The sequence below is a fragment of the Flavobacterium enshiense genome, from assembly GCF_022836875.1.
GTDB classification, from domain to species: domain Bacteria; phylum Bacteroidota; class Bacteroidia; order Flavobacteriales; family Flavobacteriaceae; genus Flavobacterium; species Flavobacterium enshiense_A.
Genome location: NZ_CP090376.1, coordinates 1,766,615 through 1,783,272 on the forward strand (window position 1 = coordinate 1,766,615; position 16,658 = coordinate 1,783,272).

Consider the following 16,658-nt stretch of genomic DNA (forward strand, 5'->3'; position numbering starts at 1 on the left):
TCCATTACACATTGAAATACAATAAATAGCCCATAAACAGGAACCATAACACAAAACAAATTTGAATATAAAGGTCTTTTAGAAGCACCAGTGTCGGAGAATAACTGGCCTGATCGACAATTGTTATTTTCAAATAGCGCAATAAGCCGTTTATAACAAATATTGTAGAAAAGTAAAGATATGTTGAATGGTAATTTTGCTCGTTATCGGGCGAGATGCAGTAAAAAATATAGCATACAATAATTATTCCCGCCAGCACTGCTAAGATAATGTCAATAAAAGTGAGACTGTAACTCTCTATATTTTTTCGAACTGTTTTTCCGTTTTGAGCGTGAATAACATCAGTGCGTCTTTTCGAAAGACCTAAAAACATGGCTAAAAGGAAGGTGATTAATACAATCCATTCCGAAGGTGTAACATTGGCTGTAAATCCGCCTGCCAAAAGCCTTAAAACAAATCCTATAGCAATTATATTAACGTCTAAAATAGCGATGTGTTTAAGCCATTTACTGTAACAAACATTCATTATAAGGTATAGCAGGATGATATAAAAAACAGGTTTGCTGACAATATATGATGTTATGAGGCTCGTGGCTTCCAATAAAATCATTAGAATCAGGGCGTTTTTTACCGCTATTTTGGATGAAGCAAGCGGCCTTTTCGATTTTTGCGGATGGAGCCTGTCTTCATTGATGTCGAGGTAATCGTTAATGATATAAATACCGCTGGCTGCTAACGAAAAGCAAATAAAAATAATAGAAACATCCCACAGTAAATTCATTTCGAAAAACTGTCGGCTAAAAAAAAGCGGTGCAAAAACAAACAGGTTTTTTAGATATTGCTCAACCCTTATGAGTTTAAGGTAATTTTTTATCATCTTGTAATGAATTGTAAACTAAATAGTGTTTGGTTTCGTCAATTTTATTGAAGTTTTCATATATAAAAGATGTAATTCCACTGTATAAAATTTTGTAATTAATGTAGGGCTTGTCAATGATATATTCTTTCTCGATAAAAATATAATTTTTTTTGTTTGAGGCTAATTTTATAAATAGAGCTTCTCTGCCCATTACTTCGTTTGTAATTATCCAATCAGCTGGCAATTTGCTTTGACTGCCAAAAACATAATTTGCCATTGGTGTACCAGGAGCAACAATAAAGTTTTTTCCGTATTTTTTTATTAATTTTTTGATTTCATTATGTTTTTCAAATGTTTCTTTATCGGTTTTAATATATTTTAATTTTAGAGAAATAGTTTCCAAAGAGTAATTTAATTTTTCTAATGAACTATCCCGATATGGATTTCTATTGGAAGCAAATGAAATAAAACTAACGCCAATTATAATGGAGTAATATAAAACTTTATTATATCTAAACTTTGGAATTTCTTGCTGAAATAAGATGATAAATGAGGCTATCATCCCTGTTGAAAATAACATTGTGAAAGGATAACCAACACTGATAGCTGTTGACCAAGCTATTAATAATACCAGCAAGATTGGAGCTATGAATTTGATGTCTTTTTGTATGAAAAAATAATAATAAACTATAGACAAGGCACAAGTTATATAAAAAATTAAGGAAGCCTGTCGTTCGTTTTGAAATAGATGATATAAAACACTCACTATTGAAAACGAAATGATTAGCCATTTTAAATATTCTTGTAGTGCATTAGAATTTATTTTTCTCAAGAAATAACTTGGTAATATCGGAATAAGTATAGTACATAACATAATCCATTTGTTTCTAATACAATGAATGTAATTATCTACGCCAGATTTATATAAATCTGTAAAACTTGTTTGATTAGATGTTTGTTCAAGATAATTTGAAATAGTTGTAAAACTACTAATCCATAATAAAAATATGCCTACAAAAAACAATAATAAAAGCCCAAATTGGAATGATTTTTTTATTCCTGATTTAATAAAAATACATGCTAAAAAACCAATCGGAATTAAGTAAAAGGATTGTTTTGTAAGGGCTGATACTAAACTGAAAAAAGCAATTAGAGCTAAATGAATAAAAGAATCGGATTTGTCTTTTGCCATTATCCAAAAAGCAATAGATGCAAATAATAAGCCATCTGTTGTTGGCCAAGGATAAGGAGGGAAATTATGAATGGATATAACAAAGCAGGCAATCATTAACGCCCATTTGTTGATGCCATAATTTTTAAATTTATAAATCAAATCAAATGCAGACAGTACAAAATATACTTGTATTGCAAACAACAAATAATTCACTATTCTTATAAAATAAAACTGCCCCTCAATAGGAAGTATTTTCATCCAAAAAGCGTGAAAGTATATGCTTATTGGAGGCCCCTTATAAATGAAATCTTCATAAATATCTTGACCATTTATGACACGCCAAGAAAAACTTGGAATGTATCCGGTATCCCAATTTTCCATTCCAAATTGACTAAAAACAAGACAATAGAAAATAAGAATACTGAAAAAGATAATTTTATAATGTATAGTTTTCATTTTTCAAGAATTAAAAAATAATGCGGATATATAAATGTTGTTTTACTAAATTCTTCTATCGTTTTAAAGCCTATAGATTCAACTGTTTTTTTTGCAAACTGTAAACTTATTTCATTTCCAATTTCTTTACTAAACAATAAATCATGTATTTTATTGAAATAAACAAACGGATGATCAGCATTAATATCTTTAAGAATCAGTTTACTACCAACATCCATTTTTGAATATATTTCTTTTAAAAAAAGGATTTGTTTATTTTTTGGAACATGGTGTAAAACATCAATCAGATATATAATTGAATATTTTTTAATCTCAATAGGAATTGTGCTACCATCAAAAACTTCAAAAGTAACTTCTTTTTCATTTTTGAATTCTTGATTTATAGCTATCGCATTTGATACAAGAGTTTCAGAAATTTCTATGCCGTGAATAGTTGTTGCTTTGCTGAATTTTGCAATGAGAGCACAAAATTGCCCTGAACCACAACCAATATCAAAGACAGACTCATTTTCACCAACATATTTCAATAAAACATCAAAAGGGCAGATTAATGGTCTATAGTTTACTTTAAGTTTATCGATAAGACTCAAGTTTAATGATTTTGTTTTTAAATAATTTAGAATTTCCGATTGTTCAATCATTTATTGAGGTCTTTTTGTTTTTTTATAGGTTTACGGGGTATTTAGTTTGCGACCAAATTACAAATCTGTCGCGGTTTAATCATCTGATGATGCAATCTTTTCAGCATAAGGTTTGTTGGACTTGTATAACAGTAAACGTTTAATTTTTTTTCCTCTGAAAAAAATGTTTAACGGTTCTTCAAGGAAATAATAGAAAGCAATAGATATTAAATTTATAAAAATAAATTCCAAAAGATGATTATGTGAGTCGTTGTTTTTTAGTAGCGATAAAAACCAAACATGTATTAAATAAAAAACATAACTACTTTTTCCGATTAACTGAAATAATTGACTTTCCAGAATTTTTGAAACAATTGTTTTTTCGGTTATTAAGCCCCAATAAAAAGGGAGTACACCAAAAACAGGAATGAAAAAAGTATTGATTAATTTTCCTGGAAATTTATCGAATCCATCGGTTATAAGGTTATCCTTTAATGATGATAATAAATATACCCCCAAAAGAATAAAGGCTAGGCCTATATATGTGCAATATTTTGTATTTAAAACAGTGCTGTATTTTTTTACAATTAATGCTAGAATTATCCCAAAAATAAATTCAGAAATACGGCCAAATATGGTGTAATTAAACATAAAAGAGTTGTCGATTAGAAACCCGTTATAATCATGGACACCAATGAGGTTTACTAATAACAATCCGGTTAAAAAAAAGGTTAAAGGAATGAATAGTATATATATTTTACTTTTCTTAATTAAATAAAATAAAAGGGGTGCTATAAGATAAAATATTTCTTCTAAGGTTAATGACCAGCCAGTACCTATGCCTAATTTAAAAAAATCATAAAAAAAACTTCTCAGAAATGTAATGTTTAAGAGGTAGAGCTTATAATGAGGAAGAGTAAACTTATTTTGAGTTATTGATTGAAAAAGAAAATAACCTGATGTGAAGATAAAGTACATGGGGTAAATCCTTGCAAATCTATTTGTTATATAGGTTTTGAAGTTAAATTTAAGCGTGTCATAATATTGATAGGCAATTAAAAAACCGCTTAATACAAAAAACATTGCTACACCAATGTATAATTCACTTATAAAATAATTTACGTTTTTGGTAAAAATATTTGGATAGAAAAACACAAAATGACAAAAATATACAAAATAAGCCGCTAAAGCCCTTACTCCAGTTAGTGCTGGAATATACTTTTTATTTGATTTGTATTTTAGCATGATTTTTTTTTCAAAATATAGGATATGGTAAAATCCGTTTGTTGTTATTTAATTCGCAACCAGATTTCAAGGGGGAAATATTTCAGTAACAATATAAAATCACAAGATTGCCATGCCTTCATCATTTCATAGTGCATCCTTTTGAGCAGTGCTTTGTTTTCTTCTTTGGTCTTGTTTAGCTGAATGGCTTTCTTTATGACCAGATAGGAAGAATAATTTATTTTTCGGGTTCTTTTGCTGGATTTTTTAAAAAACTGATTTCCTAAAGAAGAAGGAACTTCTCTTTTTTGAATTAAAATTTCGTCAATAAATTCAAAGTTATATAATCTTGAGGCTCTTATCCATAGGTCTAAATCTTCATAGGCTAAATTTTCGTCATAACCGCCCAGGTTTTCTATAACTTCGCGCTTCACCAAAGAAGAAACCGAACAAATTTTACTGCTTTGACTCAATATAGCCATATAAATATCTCCCGAAGCCGGTTTGATAATTGTTTTTAGTTTTTCATCAGTCTCGAAGTAATACCCAAGATGTTCGTTGTTTTCAGAAATCATTTCTGCATTTCCATAAACGATGCCCGTATTCTTAAATTTTGAATTTTGAAATGCAAAAAGTTGTTTTTCAACACAATCGGGGAGCAATACATCGTCGGCAGCGAGGTCAATAATATAATCACCTTTGGATAAAGCCAGTAATTTATTGAAGGTCTTTGTATTTCCGATATTCGTCGGATTCGATATAAAAGTAATATCCAGATGCTTTTTTAACCATTGTTCTATAACAGCTTTTGAATTGTCTGTGCTACAGTCATCTGCAATTAAAAGCTCAATGTTTTCATAGGTTTGGGACAGTACCGAATTCAGGGATTCCTCCACAAATTGGGCGTGATTGTAACTCAAACAGATAATGCTGACTAGCGGATAATTATGCATGGAAGAATACGAGTAGACTATTTAAATAGATAGGGGGTTATATAAAAATCAAAAATATAAATTTAATATTTAATTAGAATGAAAAGAGAATTTTAAAATTTAAAGGGGGTGGGCAATTTTGAGATTAATGAAGAGGAAAGAACTATCGATTTTTAAATTTGTTTTTGTCAGGAAAGTATTTTTTATATTTGTAAAAATATGAAAGATAAATTAGATTCCGTTTACAGAGAAGAAGACATAGAAATTCTAGTTTCCACCATGAATAGGGATTCATTAGATTTTTTAATACCGATGTTTCCCTTTTGTCATTTCTCCAAATTTTCAATTTTAATTATTAATCAAACGGAAAGCAGCAAACTCCTAATTTCGAATTATCCTAACATAAGAGCAATAAATTCTTTTGAAAAAGGGTTGTCTAAGAGTAGGAATTTAGCCATTAGCAATGCTAAGGGGAAGATTCTTGTGATCGCTGATGATGATGTGGCATATCAAACGGATTTTAGTTCAAAAATAATTAACGCTTTTAATAGGTTTCAAGATGCGGTCGCAATAAATTTTTGTGCTGTTAAGTCAAACGGTTGTTATATTAAAAAATATCCCTCGGATTCAAAAACCAAGTTGAATACTTTTGATATCTTCAATGTTAGTTCAATAGAAATGACTCTGAATAAGGCTATTCTTGACAAGGCTGAGGTTCAATTTGATGAAAATTTTGGATTAGGAGCGGCTTTTGAAATGGGTGAGGAAGCAGTTTTTTTATTTGATTTGAAAAAAAAAATGATGAAAATTGTTTTTGAACCTCAAATAATAGTGAAACACGAAGCATTAACAACCTCGGAAAAAACAAGTGAAATAGAACGCTATTATATTATGGGCGCTTTATTAACTAGAATTTTTAAGAACTATTTTATATTTTGGCTAGCTATTAAATTGTTTTTTGATTTAAAGCAGTATAAACTAAGTATTATTAATCTTATGTCTGTTCTTAGAAGTGCAAAACAAGGACATAAAAAAATAGTAGAAATACGAAATGAGAACAAATAGTAATGAAATACAAGTTATTTCACTTCCTAAAATAGAAGATCGTCGCGGAAACCTTTCGGTGATTGAAGGGGATACAATTCCGTTTGAAATAAAGAGGGTGTATTATTTATACGATGTTCCCAGCGGTGCGGAACGCGGTGGGCATGCACACAAGAAACTGAAACAATTTTTAGTTGCGTTGAGCGGAAGTTTTGAAGTAGTTCTGAAAGATGGAGCAATGGAGCATGTTGTAACCTTAAATAAACCCAATGAAGGGCTGTTGATTAATCCGGGTATTTGGCGTGAAATAAGAAATTTTTCTTCAGGATCTGTTTGTTTGTCAGTAGTTTCTGAACTGTTTGATGAAAGCGATTATATCAGGGAATACAAGGAGTATCTTAGTTATGTTAATGGTAGACGGTAAAGTTAATACCGATTTCATTTAACCACCGCTTGACTTTTAAAAGAGTTCTCAGTACAGATCCAGGTAAAAGGAAAAGAAATTTGGTTTTATAAGCTAGGTTTTCCGTATCAATATTTTTCAGATAAAAGGTCATTTTATCATCATTGCCAAACATATGATAATGTAATGCGTATTCAATACGGTAAATGTCCAGAAACTTTTTTAACGATGGATTTTTCTTCTCATCTTCGGAAAATTGACCAAAATCCATCAATTTTTTATTCAGTATGCTTCTTTTTGCCAAACTGTCGCTGATTTCATAATGATAGTGCGCTGTAATCCCATCGGAAATGGCAGCTGGAAATTTTACCGCGATACGTATCCATAAATCCAAATCCTGACCATTAGAAACCTCGGTATTAAATCCACCAATGGTTTTTAAAATTTCTTTTGGAATGGCCACAATAGAGGTCCATGCAATCCGGTCGACATAACTTGAGTGGAAGAAATCAGGGACAATTCCTCTGAAATTTTCTGAAATTCCGTTTAACTTTGGTGTATAGAGGTTGTTTTCCGCAAATTTGATTTTGTATCGAGAACAATACATGCCGGCATCGGGGAAATCACTATACAGTTTATGAAGTACTTCCAGATGATTCGGAAACCAATAATCATCGGCATCCAGCAAAGCAATCAGTGTTCCGGAAGCTTCTTCAATTCCTGTATTTCGTGCAGCAGAAACTCCTTTGTTAGTCTGTTCTAAAATTACAATTCGGGAATCTGTAAATTCTTTAACGATTTCTAATCCGTTGTCAGTAGATCCATCATTTACAATAATGATTTCAAAATCGGAAAACGACTGCTCAAGAACACATTTCAGAGTGTTCCTGATGTAGTTTTCTTTATTGTAAAGCGGTATAATTACGGAAAAAAACGGCATAGTGATGTTTTCGGATTCCAAATATAATCAAATCTGTATTGACCAATTTAAAATAGTATATTTGTGACACAGAAATGAACGAAAAAGTACTACATATAGTTAGCTTTGATAATCCGTATCCACCCAATTATGGCGGAGTGATTGATGTCTTTTACAAACTTAAAGCTTTGCATAGTATTGGATTCGCCATACACCTGCATTGTTTTGTAAAAGAAATTCCAAGTGAGTTTGACGAATTAGAAAAACTTTGCAAGTCCATTTACTTTTATGAAATTACCAATAGTCCTTTCCATTTTTTTAGTGCTTTGCCTTTTTCGGTGATTTCAAGAGGGGATAGAAGATTAGCTGAAAATATAGCTAAAACAGAAGCACCGATCTTATTTGAAGGACTTAAAACCACATGCTCGGTATATGATTCCCGTATTAAAAACCACAGAAAAATTTTGAGACTTCAAAATATCGAGGAGGATTATTTTAACGGGATTTCGAAGAGTGAAAATTCGCTGCTGAAGAAAATCGCATTCAAACTGGAAGCGATGAAATACACTAAGTATAAAGATGTTTTTTCAAAATTTGATGAGGTAATTACGTTGTCGAAATTCGAAAATGAGAAGGCTCGTCAGTTTTGTGAAAAGTCCACATATGTTCCGGTATTTCATGGAAATGATACTGTTTTGCCATTGGAAGGTTTTGGAGAATATTCTATTTACCATGGCGATTTAAATACATCAGATAACAGAAAATGCGTGGTGTTTTTAATTGATGTTTTCAGGAAACTGCCACATCGAAAGTTGGTTATTGCCTCAGGATCAAATGAAGATTTCGTTCAAAAACTAATTGGTGGCAGCGAGAATATTCAGTTTGTAAAACTCAACGATTTTGAGCAGTTGAAAACAATGCTGCAAAAATCGCATATCAGTATCAGTTGGTCCTTTCAGAAATCGGGAACAAAATTAAAGGCGATTAATTCCCTTTTCAACACGCGGTTTTGTATTATCAACGAGAATATTATTGATGATACCGTTGTTTCTGATTTGTGCGTGACAGCCAAAAATGATGAAGAATTAATAGCTCAAATCGAAGCATTGTCTGAGAAAAGTTTTTCGGATTACCCAAGGAGAAAAGAAGTTTTGGAAAATTATATGAGTGATACCAACAACGCCTTAAAAATTGAAAAATTGATTTGTCATGAATAGGGAAGCATTTGCGAGGCAGATTTTTGACTCGATTAATCAGCATAAGGAAATCCTGAAGGAACAATATGAAAGTTCCAAAGACAGTATTGGTTATTTTTTCCTGGATGATTTGCTTCCTGATAATCTGGCAGAGGAACTGCATGGTCTTTTTCCGTCACCTGAAACAATGGTGCTGAAAAAAAGCATCCGTGAAGATAAGTATGTGGCTGCTCAGATGAATTTATATAATCCATTGATTGAGGAGATTATTTATGCTTTTCAGGATAAAAAGGTAGTTGGTCTCATTGCTGAAATATGCGGAATTGCTAGTGCGATTCCGGATGAAAACTTGTATGCCGGCGGAATTTCTTTAATGGCAAACAAACAGTTTTTGAATCCGCATTTGGATAATTCACATGATAAAGACCGAAATCTTTGGAGGGTTTTAAACCTGCTTTATTATGTGACACCGGACTGGAAAGAAGAATATGGTGGGAATTTGGAATTATGGCCAAATGGATTAAAAAATCCGCAAATCACGATTCATAGTAAATTCAACAGACTTGTAGTTATGGCGACCCATAACAATTCGCTTCATTCGGTTTCTCCGGTTGTTTTTGAAGGAAACAGATGTTGTATTTCCAATTACTATTTTTCAAAACAACCGTTGTTGCAATCAGATGAATTTCATGTAACCTCCTTTCGCGGGAGACCTGAAAATAAAATAACCGATATCTTACTGCAATGCGATACCTGGCTTCGAATGGGAGTCCGAAAATTATTTAAAAAGGGTATTGTGGAAAATCCACACGTTTACAAAAAGGATAAATAATTATATCGTTCGCTGCACTACCTCAAACAGGGTTTTATCCTCACATTTCAACGTTTTGGAAGGATATTTCATAATCAGTGCATAATCGTGCGTTGCCATGATAATCGTCTTTCCGTTTTGGTTGATTTTTTTCAGTACTTCCATTACTTCCACACTGGTTTGTGGGTCAAGGTTTCCTGTAGGTTCGTCAGCAAGGATAAGTTCCGGATCGTTAAGCAATGCACGAGCTATGGCAACACGCTGCTGCTCACCTCCTGAAAGTTGGTGTGGCATTTTGGACGTCATTGATTTCATGCCTACCTTGTCCAATACTTCCTCGATCTTGTGCTGGATTTCCTCTTTTTCCGTCCACCCGGTAGCTTTTAGCACAAATTCCAGATTATCATGCACATTTCTGTCCGGTAATAATTTGAAATCCTGGAAAACAATACCCAGCTTTCGTCTTAAAAAAGGAATGTCATTTTCTTTCAAAGAAGTTAAATCATAGTCAACGATGGTTCCGGTACCCTCTGTAAGCGATAAATCGGCATATAGGGTTTTCATAAAACTACTCTTTCCCGAACCTGTTTTTCCAATTACATACAGAAATTCACCGTGTTTGACATCAAGGTTTACGTTGGTTAAAATCGCATTATGTTCTTGGTAAATGGTTACGTTTTTAAGGGAAAGTATCGTTTGTGACATGTTTCGTGATTTAATTTTTGTAAAAGTAATAAGTAGAACGAACTTAATCAAAAAAACGTATGAAAATTATTTGATTGAATCTTAGAAGGGAAGAGGGAGAAGGAAAAAGGGATAAGGAAGAGCCAAGAAGTTTGAGATTGTGGAAGCATTATCATTTCATTTTTAAATTTTGTTTCTTTTTACTTAGTACTTTTTCTCTTATCCCTTTTTCCTTTTCTCTTATCCCTTCCTTCTCAACTTTGTTGAAAACCCTTATAATAAAGCATTCAAATTGCGCGTTAATAACGGCGGGAATTTGATATATTTGATTTTTAAAAAGCCAATAATTATGCGAAAACTGGATAAGTTTCTCTATACTTCTCTGATTTTTAGTGCGGTAAATGTTTCTGCACAACAATCCAACATCTATACTTATGAATTAACCGATTTTGATAAGGCTGTTGCCCTTTATAAAGATCACCAGTATAATGCGGCCCAAATACTTTTTGAAAGAGTGAAAGGCTCAAAAGTGAGTTATGAAGTAAAATCGGATTGCGCTTATTATGCAGCGAATTGCGCTATTCGTCTGGAACAGCCCGGAGCGGATATGATGGTTGAAAATTTTGTTGAAGAATATCCGACTTCATCTAAACAAAATCAGGCATTTATAGAAGTAGCGCATTATTATTTTGACCAATCCAATTATCCGCAGGCTCTAAAATATTTTGAGAATGTGGATGAGGCCTCGATGACAAATGAGGAGCGTGAGAGATTCAATTTCCAGAAAGGATATTGTTATTTTTCGGCCAAGGATAAAAAGGAAGCCGACAAATACTTCAACAAAGTGGTCAATTCCAAAGAATTCGGGTCTCAGGCGAAATACTATTTAGGGTATATGGCTTATGAAACCGATAATTATAAAGATGCCACAAAATACTTCGATCAGGTTCAGGATCAGGACAAATACAAGGAAAAAATGTCCTATTTCCAGGCTGATATGAATTTTAAATTGGGAAATTTCCAAAAAGCAATCGATTTGGGAGTTCCTCAACTGTCAAAATCCAATGCCGAAGAAAAATCGGAATTATCCAAAATCATCGGGGAAAGTTATTTCAACCTGAAACAATACGATAAAGCGCTTCCGTACCTGCTAAATTACAAAGGGAAAAAAGGGAAGTGGAACAATACCGATTTTTACCAGTTGGGTTATGCTTATTACAAAGCGGGAGATTATGAAAATGCCATTGCTCAGTTCAACAAAATTATCGAAGGTCGGGATGGTGTGGCTCAAAATGCTTATTATCATTTAGGGGAAAGTTATCTGAAAGTAGGTAAGAAACAGGAAGCATTGAATGCTTTTAAAAATGCTTCTGAAATGAATTTTGATCTTAAAATTCAAGAAGATGCTTTTCTAAATTATGCCAAAATCAGTTATGAAATCGGAAACCCATACCAAAGTGTGCCGGAAGTATTACAGGCTTATTTGGCAAAATACCCGCAAACGTCTTATAAGCAGGAAATTGAAAACCTGTTGGTAAATTCATATATCACTTCGAAAAATTATAAGGAAGCATTGAGTTTATTGGAAAAAAATAAAAATCCGCAAAACCGTTCGGCGTATCAGAAGGTTACGTTTTACCGAGGTTTGGAATTGTATACCGACGGAAATTATAAAGAAGCGCTCACTTTATTCAATAAATCAATTGCAGAGCCTCGTGACGCAAAGTTTACTGCGAGAGCCACTTTTTGGAAAGGGGAAACCGAATATAATTTAGATCAATTTAGTGATGCGTTATTGAGTTTCAAACAGTTTGCAGGTTCTTCCGAGGCAAAAAATGTTCCCGAAGCAAAAAATGCAGACTATAATTTAGCGTACACTTACTTCAAACTGAAAGAATACGAAAATGCCGCGAAACATTTTCAGGAGTATATCAACACAGAAAAGAGCGACAAGGTACGTCTCAATGATGCTTATTTGCGAATGGGCGACAGCTACTTTGTGACTTCAAAATACTGGCCAGCCATGGATGCTTATAACAAGGTCATGGAACTTAGGGGTGTTGATGATGATTACGCTCATTTTCAAAAAGCAATTTCATATGGATTTGTAGGTAAAAACGATTTGAAAATCGAAAACCTAAGTTCGTTTATGAAAAAACATCCTGATTCTAAATATGCTGATGATGCATTATACGAATTAGGGAACACCTATGTAACCCAAAATAACGTAAATAAAGCCGTGGAAGCTTATGATCGTTTAATTGGTGAATATAATGGGAGTTCTTATGTTTCGAAGTCGATTTTGCGTCAGGGATTGGTGTACTACAACAATGATAAAGACCAGCAGGCATTAGCGAAATTCAAAGAAGTGGTTGCTAAATTTCCGCGTACGGAGGAAGCCAATGAAGCTGTTTCAACCGCTCGTTTAATTTATATGGATAACAATAAAGTGAATGAGTATGCCGCTTGGGTTAAAACACTTGATTTTGTAGAAGTTTCCAATGCCGATTTGGATAATGATACCTATAAATCAGCCGAAAAACAATACTTACAGAATAATAATAAACAGGCTATTTCAGCTTTTACAGGATATTTAGGTGATTTCCCTGATGGATTGCATGCACTGAAAGCCAATTTTTATCTTGCCCAGTTGTATTTTGCTGACGGATTGGGAACGACAGCCATTCCTAACTACGAATACGTTATCAGTAAATCCAGAAATGAATTTACAGAACAGTCGCTGGCACGTTTGAGTGAAATTCATCTGAAAAACAAAACCTACGAAAAAGCAATTCCTGTTTTACAGCGTTTGGAGGCTGAAGCTGATTTCCCGCAGAACGTAACTTTTGCGCAATCCAATCTGATGAAAAGCTATTATGAGCAAAAGGAATTTGCCAACGCAGTTGTTTATGCAGACAAAGTGTTGTCTAATCCGAAAACGGATGACAAAGTAAAAAGTGATGCTCAGATTATCGTAGCACGCTCGGCAATCAAAACCAACGATGAAGCAAAAGCCAAAGATGCCTATGCGAAACTGCAGAAAATCGCCAAAGGAGAATTAGCTGCGGAAGCAATGTATTATGATGCTTATTTTAAAAACAAGGAAGGCAAGTTTGAAAAATCCAATGAAGTGGTTCAGAAATTAGCCAAGGATTATTCAGGTTACAAATATTTTGGAGCCAAAGGGTTGATTGTCATGGCGAAAAACTTCTACGGACTGAAAGACAGTTTTCAGGCAACCTATATTTTGGAGAGCGTAATAAAAAACTTTGCTTCTTTTGAGGATGTCGTTTCAGAGGCCCAGACCGAACTCGATTTCATTAAAGGCGAGGAAGCCAAACGAAATTCATCCATAACAAAGTAAGAAGTCAGAAAAATAGAAGGAAACATAAAATATCGGAAATGAAAACATTTGCAGATTCTTTTCCCTTATCTCTTTTCCCTAAAAAAATAAATATGAATAAGACAGTAAAGTATATAACAGCCATCGGTTTTCTTTTTACAGGATTGCAGACTTTTGCGCAGAAAAAAGACGAAAATATCGGAACGGAAGTGGTAAACGTGGTTAAGCCATACACACCAACCATCTCCGACGCTTTCAAAGTAAAAGAAACGCCGGTTATCGACGATGAAACCAATACGCAAAAAGAAGAAATCAAGTATAACATCTTTTCTTTTCCGGTAGCATCAACATTTACCCCGGCAAAGGGTAGGGCTGCCGATGTGGACAAAGAGGCTAAAGAACGTCTGTTTAAAAATTATGCCACTCTGGGTATCGGGAATTACGGAACCGTGAATGCTGAATTATTTGTCACTCAGGATTTGTCCAATAATGATTATGTGGGTGGAATGTTTCGTCATTTATCATCCCAGGGCGGAATTGATGAGGTAAAATTGGATGACAGTTACTACAATACAGCATTGGATATCACTTACGGAAGCCGTACTCGTGAAATAGACTGGAATGCCGATTTAGGCTACAAACACCAAATGTATAATTGGTATGGATTACCAACTGAATTTGTCCCTTTTAATGATGATGCCATCAATTCGATAAACGAGGATCAAACTTATCAGACGCTTACCTTGGGTGCTAAATTAGACGTGAAAGAAGGAATGATGGACGAAACACCAATGCTTTTTAAACGTTTTTGGGATTCTCACGGCTCGGAAGAAAACAGATTTTTCATTAAACCGTCTTTCGATTTTGAAGTGAAAGAATATAAATTCAAAACGGAATTCGTAGCAGATTATGTAGGCGGAAGTTTTGAAAAAGATTATTTAGGAGTGCCGGATATGAGTTATAGTTATCTGAATTTCGGAGTGGTACCGAGCATTTTATTGCAAAAGGATGATTTGTCTGTTCAGGCAGGAGCCGGGTTTTTCTATAGCAGAGGGATAGTTAATGACATAACAGATGATAAAATATTTGTATATCCTCAAATCAAAGCTTCATATAAGCTTGTAGGCGATATCATGATTGCCTATGCTGGTGCAGAAGGAAATCTGAAACAGAACTCTTTTGCCGATTTTGTCGAAGAAAATAAATTCGTTTCCCCAACGCTTGCCATAGCACCAACCAATCAGCAATATGATATTTATGTGGGACTTAAGGGAAAATTGTCCAATACTGTGGCTTTCAATGTAAGAGGTTCCTATATGGCTGAAGATGACAAAGCGTTCTTTACTGCTAATCCTTATGAAACGGCCAATCCAAATACCGAAGGCTATGTTTATGGAAATTCATTCGGAGTGGTATACGATGATCTGAAGACTGTAAGCTTATTCGGAGAACTGAAAATGGATTTTTCTAAGAATGTGGCGTTCGGAATCAACGGAACATTCAACGGTTATTCAACCGATCAGGCTGAAGCGTGGAACTTACCAAGTTTGAAAATCGGGGCCGACCTGGATGTGGATATCACAAAAAAATGGTACGCAGGTGCCGACATTTTCTTTGTTGGAGATCGTAAAGATCAATTCTATTACAACGATATTACATTAACAGAACCATTGACAAAGATTGTGACATTAGACAGTTATTTCGACTTAAATGCTCATGTGGGATACAAACACAACGAGCGTCTTACAGGTTTCCTTAAACTTAACAATATCGCAAATCAGCAATATGAGCGTTGGTTGAACTATCCTGTTCAGGGCTTCCAGGTTTTATTGGGAGCAAACTATAAATTTGATTTTTAGTAAGCGTTTTTAAAGCATAACTTTGAAGCACAAAAGCAACCCTTTTGTGCTTTTTAAATTTGTAAACATGACCTTTAAACAAAAAATACTCAATCATCATTTAACCTTGCTTCAGGATAAAATTGATGTATACCGCGACATGATTTCCGGTTTGGCAGACGATGCGCAAAACGATGCTAAAAGTTCGGCCGGAGACAAACACGAAACCGCATTGTCCATGATGCATCTCGAGCAGGAAAAACTGAGTGCGAAACTTCAGGAAGCTGTTAATTTTAAAGGGATTTTGAGTAAAATTGACGCAACGGTTTCCAATAAGACCATTGCTGTCGGAAGTCTGGTAAAAGCAAATGGATTGCAGCTTTTTATCAGTGCCGCTTTGCCCAAAATAACCATTGACGGCATTTCAATTTTAGCACTGTCGCCACAATCGCCGTTGGGTTCTCAAATATTGGGAAAACAAATCGGCGATGTTGTTGAGGTTAAAGGCTCCCGGTTTGTGATTGAAGATGTTATGTAATTTACTAAATTAGTATCATACCATCAAATCGAAAAATCATGATTGAAGTTGTTAGAGGAGATATTACTAAAATTAATGTAGATGCTATAGTAAACGCAGCCAACTCATCCCTTATGGGTGGAGGCGGAGTGGATGGTGCCATCCACAGGGCTGGCGGAAATACTATCCTGGAGGAATGCAAAAAAATTGTAGCAAAACAAGGAGGCTGTGAAACCGGACAGGCAGTAATTACCACAGCAGGAAATCTTCCTGCTCAATATGTAATTCATACAGTTGGGCCAATATGGTACGGCGGAAACAATAATGAAAGAGAAAGGCTTGCCGATTGCTATATAAATTCACTAAAATTAGCCGTTGAAAATAATTGTAAGTCAGTTGCATTTCCGAGCATAAGTACTGGTGTCTACCGATTTCCAAAAGAAGAGGCAGCAAAAATAGCTGTTAAAACCGTTTCCGAATTTCTGTCTAATCACATTGAAATAGAAAAAGTACTATTTGTTTGTTTTGACGATGAAAACGAAGTCCTAATTAGTAAGGAGCTACACAAAATGTAAGACTATCATAAAATTGTTTACAAAAAAAAACGAATTTAAAAATCTGATTCTGAGTCAGTTCTT

General features: G+C 34.1%; 15 protein-coding genes. 8 read left to right on the top strand and 7 right to left on the bottom strand.

What is annotated here, in order from left to right:
• Window positions 1-4: 4 nt before the first annotated feature.
• The 5 genes from LZF87_RS07885 to LZF87_RS07905 form a co-directional block, all read right to left on the bottom strand.
• Window positions 5-877: a decaprenyl-phosphate phosphoribosyltransferase gene (locus LZF87_RS07885; protein ID WP_244338270.1), complete on the bottom strand. Its 873-nt coding sequence runs from the start codon at window positions 875-877 to the stop codon at window positions 5-7.
• Window positions 858-2,489, bottom strand: a complete 1,632-nt coding sequence (locus tag LZF87_RS07890) for a hypothetical protein (protein ID WP_244338272.1) — start codon at window positions 2,487-2,489, stop codon at window positions 858-860. The genes LZF87_RS07885 and LZF87_RS07890 overlap by 20 nt, the downstream gene beginning before the upstream one ends.
• Complete coding sequence (locus tag LZF87_RS07895; protein WP_244338274.1) at window positions 2,486-3,130, bottom strand: class I SAM-dependent methyltransferase; 645 nt, start codon at window positions 3,128-3,130, stop codon at window positions 2,486-2,488. The genes LZF87_RS07890 and LZF87_RS07895 overlap by 4 nt, the downstream gene beginning before the upstream one ends.
• A gap of 75 nt (window positions 3,131-3,205) precedes the next feature.
• Entirely contained in the window at window positions 3,206-4,354 is a 1,149-nt protein-coding gene (locus LZF87_RS07900) for an acyltransferase family protein (protein WP_244338276.1), read from the bottom strand.
• Between the two features lie 44 nt (window positions 4,355-4,398).
• Window positions 4,399-5,253, bottom strand: a complete 855-nt coding sequence (locus LZF87_RS07905; RefSeq protein WP_244338278.1) for a glycosyltransferase — start codon at window positions 5,251-5,253, stop codon at window positions 4,399-4,401.
• A gap of 231 nt (window positions 5,254-5,484) precedes the next feature.
• Between LZF87_RS07905 and LZF87_RS07910 the strand changes: the two genes are divergently transcribed.
• Window positions 5,485-6,330 (top strand): glycosyltransferase family 2 protein, encoded by an 846-nt coding sequence (locus LZF87_RS07910; RefSeq protein ID WP_244338279.1) that lies wholly within the window; start codon window positions 5,485-5,487, stop codon window positions 6,328-6,330.
• On the top strand, window positions 6,317-6,733 hold the full coding sequence (locus LZF87_RS07915; protein ID WP_244338281.1) for a sugar 3,4-ketoisomerase: 417 nt from the start codon (window positions 6,317-6,319) through the stop codon (window positions 6,731-6,733). The genes LZF87_RS07910 and LZF87_RS07915 overlap by 14 nt, the downstream gene beginning before the upstream one ends.
• Here the strand turns inward: LZF87_RS07915 and LZF87_RS07920 are convergent.
• On the bottom strand, window positions 6,717-7,652 hold the full coding sequence (locus LZF87_RS07920) for a glycosyltransferase family 2 protein (RefSeq protein ID WP_244338283.1): 936 nt from the start codon (window positions 7,650-7,652) through the stop codon (window positions 6,717-6,719). The genes LZF87_RS07915 and LZF87_RS07920 overlap by 17 nt on opposite strands.
• Window positions 7,653-7,726: 74 nt before the next feature.
• Between LZF87_RS07920 and LZF87_RS07925 the strand changes: the two genes are divergently transcribed.
• Window positions 7,727-8,848, top strand: coding sequence for a hypothetical protein (locus tag LZF87_RS07925; RefSeq protein WP_244338285.1), 1,122 nt, complete (start codon window positions 7,727-7,729; stop codon window positions 8,846-8,848).
• Window positions 8,841-9,659, top strand: a complete 819-nt coding sequence (locus LZF87_RS07930; protein ID WP_244338287.1) for a 2OG-Fe(II) oxygenase — start codon at window positions 8,841-8,843, stop codon at window positions 9,657-9,659. The genes LZF87_RS07925 and LZF87_RS07930 overlap by 8 nt, the downstream gene beginning before the upstream one ends.
• Here the strand turns inward: LZF87_RS07930 and LZF87_RS07935 are convergent, their stop codons facing one another.
• Window positions 9,660-10,343 carry a cell division ATP-binding protein FtsE gene (locus LZF87_RS07935; RefSeq protein ID WP_244338289.1) on the bottom strand — a complete coding sequence of 228 codons (684 nt, stop codon included), beginning with the start codon at window positions 10,341-10,343 and terminating at the stop codon, window positions 9,660-9,662.
• A gap of 328 nt (window positions 10,344-10,671) precedes the next feature.
• Here LZF87_RS07935 and LZF87_RS07940 point away from each other — a divergent pair, with 328 nt between their 5' ends.
• The 4 genes from LZF87_RS07940 to LZF87_RS07955 all read left to right on the top strand — a co-directional run bounded on the left by LZF87_RS07940 (window position 10,672) and on the right by LZF87_RS07955 (window position 16,595).
• On the top strand, window positions 10,672-13,686 hold the full coding sequence (locus LZF87_RS07940; RefSeq protein WP_244338291.1) for a tetratricopeptide repeat protein: 3,015 nt from the start codon (window positions 10,672-10,674) through the stop codon (window positions 13,684-13,686).
• Between the two features lie 92 nt (window positions 13,687-13,778).
• Window positions 13,779-15,524: a TonB-dependent receptor gene (locus LZF87_RS07945; protein WP_244338292.1), complete on the top strand. Its 1,746-nt coding sequence runs from the start codon at window positions 13,779-13,781 to the stop codon at window positions 15,522-15,524.
• 67 nt (window positions 15,525-15,591) lie between these two features.
• Entirely contained in the window at window positions 15,592-16,041 is a 450-nt protein-coding gene (locus LZF87_RS07950) for a GreA/GreB family elongation factor (RefSeq protein ID WP_244338295.1), read from the top strand.
• A 38-nt stretch (window positions 16,042-16,079) separates the two neighbouring features.
• Window positions 16,080-16,595: an O-acetyl-ADP-ribose deacetylase gene (locus LZF87_RS07955; protein ID WP_244338297.1), complete on the top strand. Its 516-nt coding sequence runs from the start codon at window positions 16,080-16,082 to the stop codon at window positions 16,593-16,595.
• Window positions 16,596-16,658: the final 63 nt, after the last annotated feature.

Coding starts and splice junctions, on each gene's coding strand:
- LZF87_RS07915 (WP_244338281.1), top strand. CDS start 6,317: ATGAGAACAAATAGTAATGAAATACAAGTTATTTCACTTCCTAAAATA.
- LZF87_RS07925 (WP_244338285.1), top strand. CDS start 7,727: ATGAACGAAAAAGTACTACATATAGTTAGCTTTGATAATCCGTATCCA.
- LZF87_RS07945 (WP_244338292.1), top strand. CDS start 13,779: ATGAATAAGACAGTAAAGTATATAACAGCCATCGGTTTTCTTTTTACA.
- LZF87_RS07950 (WP_244338295.1), top strand. CDS start 15,592: ATGACCTTTAAACAAAAAATACTCAATCATCATTTAACCTTGCTTCAG.
- LZF87_RS07920 (WP_244338283.1), bottom strand. CDS start 7,652: ATGCCGTTTTTTTCCGTAATTATACCGCTTTACAATAAAGAAAACTAC.
- LZF87_RS07910 (WP_244338279.1), top strand. CDS start 5,485: ATGAAAGATAAATTAGATTCCGTTTACAGAGAAGAAGACATAGAAATT.
- LZF87_RS07955 (WP_244338297.1), top strand. CDS start 16,080: ATGATTGAAGTTGTTAGAGGAGATATTACTAAAATTAATGTAGATGCT.
- LZF87_RS07900 (WP_244338276.1), bottom strand. CDS start 4,354: ATGCTAAAATACAAATCAAATAAAAAGTATATTCCAGCACTAACTGGA.
- LZF87_RS07935 (WP_244338289.1), bottom strand. CDS start 10,343: ATGTCACAAACGATACTTTCCCTTAAAAACGTAACCATTTACCAAGAA.
- LZF87_RS07890 (WP_244338272.1), bottom strand. CDS start 2,489: ATGAAAACTATACATTATAAAATTATCTTTTTCAGTATTCTTATTTTC.
- LZF87_RS07895 (WP_244338274.1), bottom strand. CDS start 3,130: ATGATTGAACAATCGGAAATTCTAAATTATTTAAAAACAAAATCATTA.
- LZF87_RS07885 (WP_244338270.1), bottom strand. CDS start 877: ATGATAAAAAATTACCTTAAACTCATAAGGGTTGAGCAATATCTAAAA.
- LZF87_RS07930 (WP_244338287.1), top strand. CDS start 8,841: ATGAATAGGGAAGCATTTGCGAGGCAGATTTTTGACTCGATTAATCAG.
- LZF87_RS07940 (WP_244338291.1), top strand. CDS start 10,672: ATGCGAAAACTGGATAAGTTTCTCTATACTTCTCTGATTTTTAGTGCG.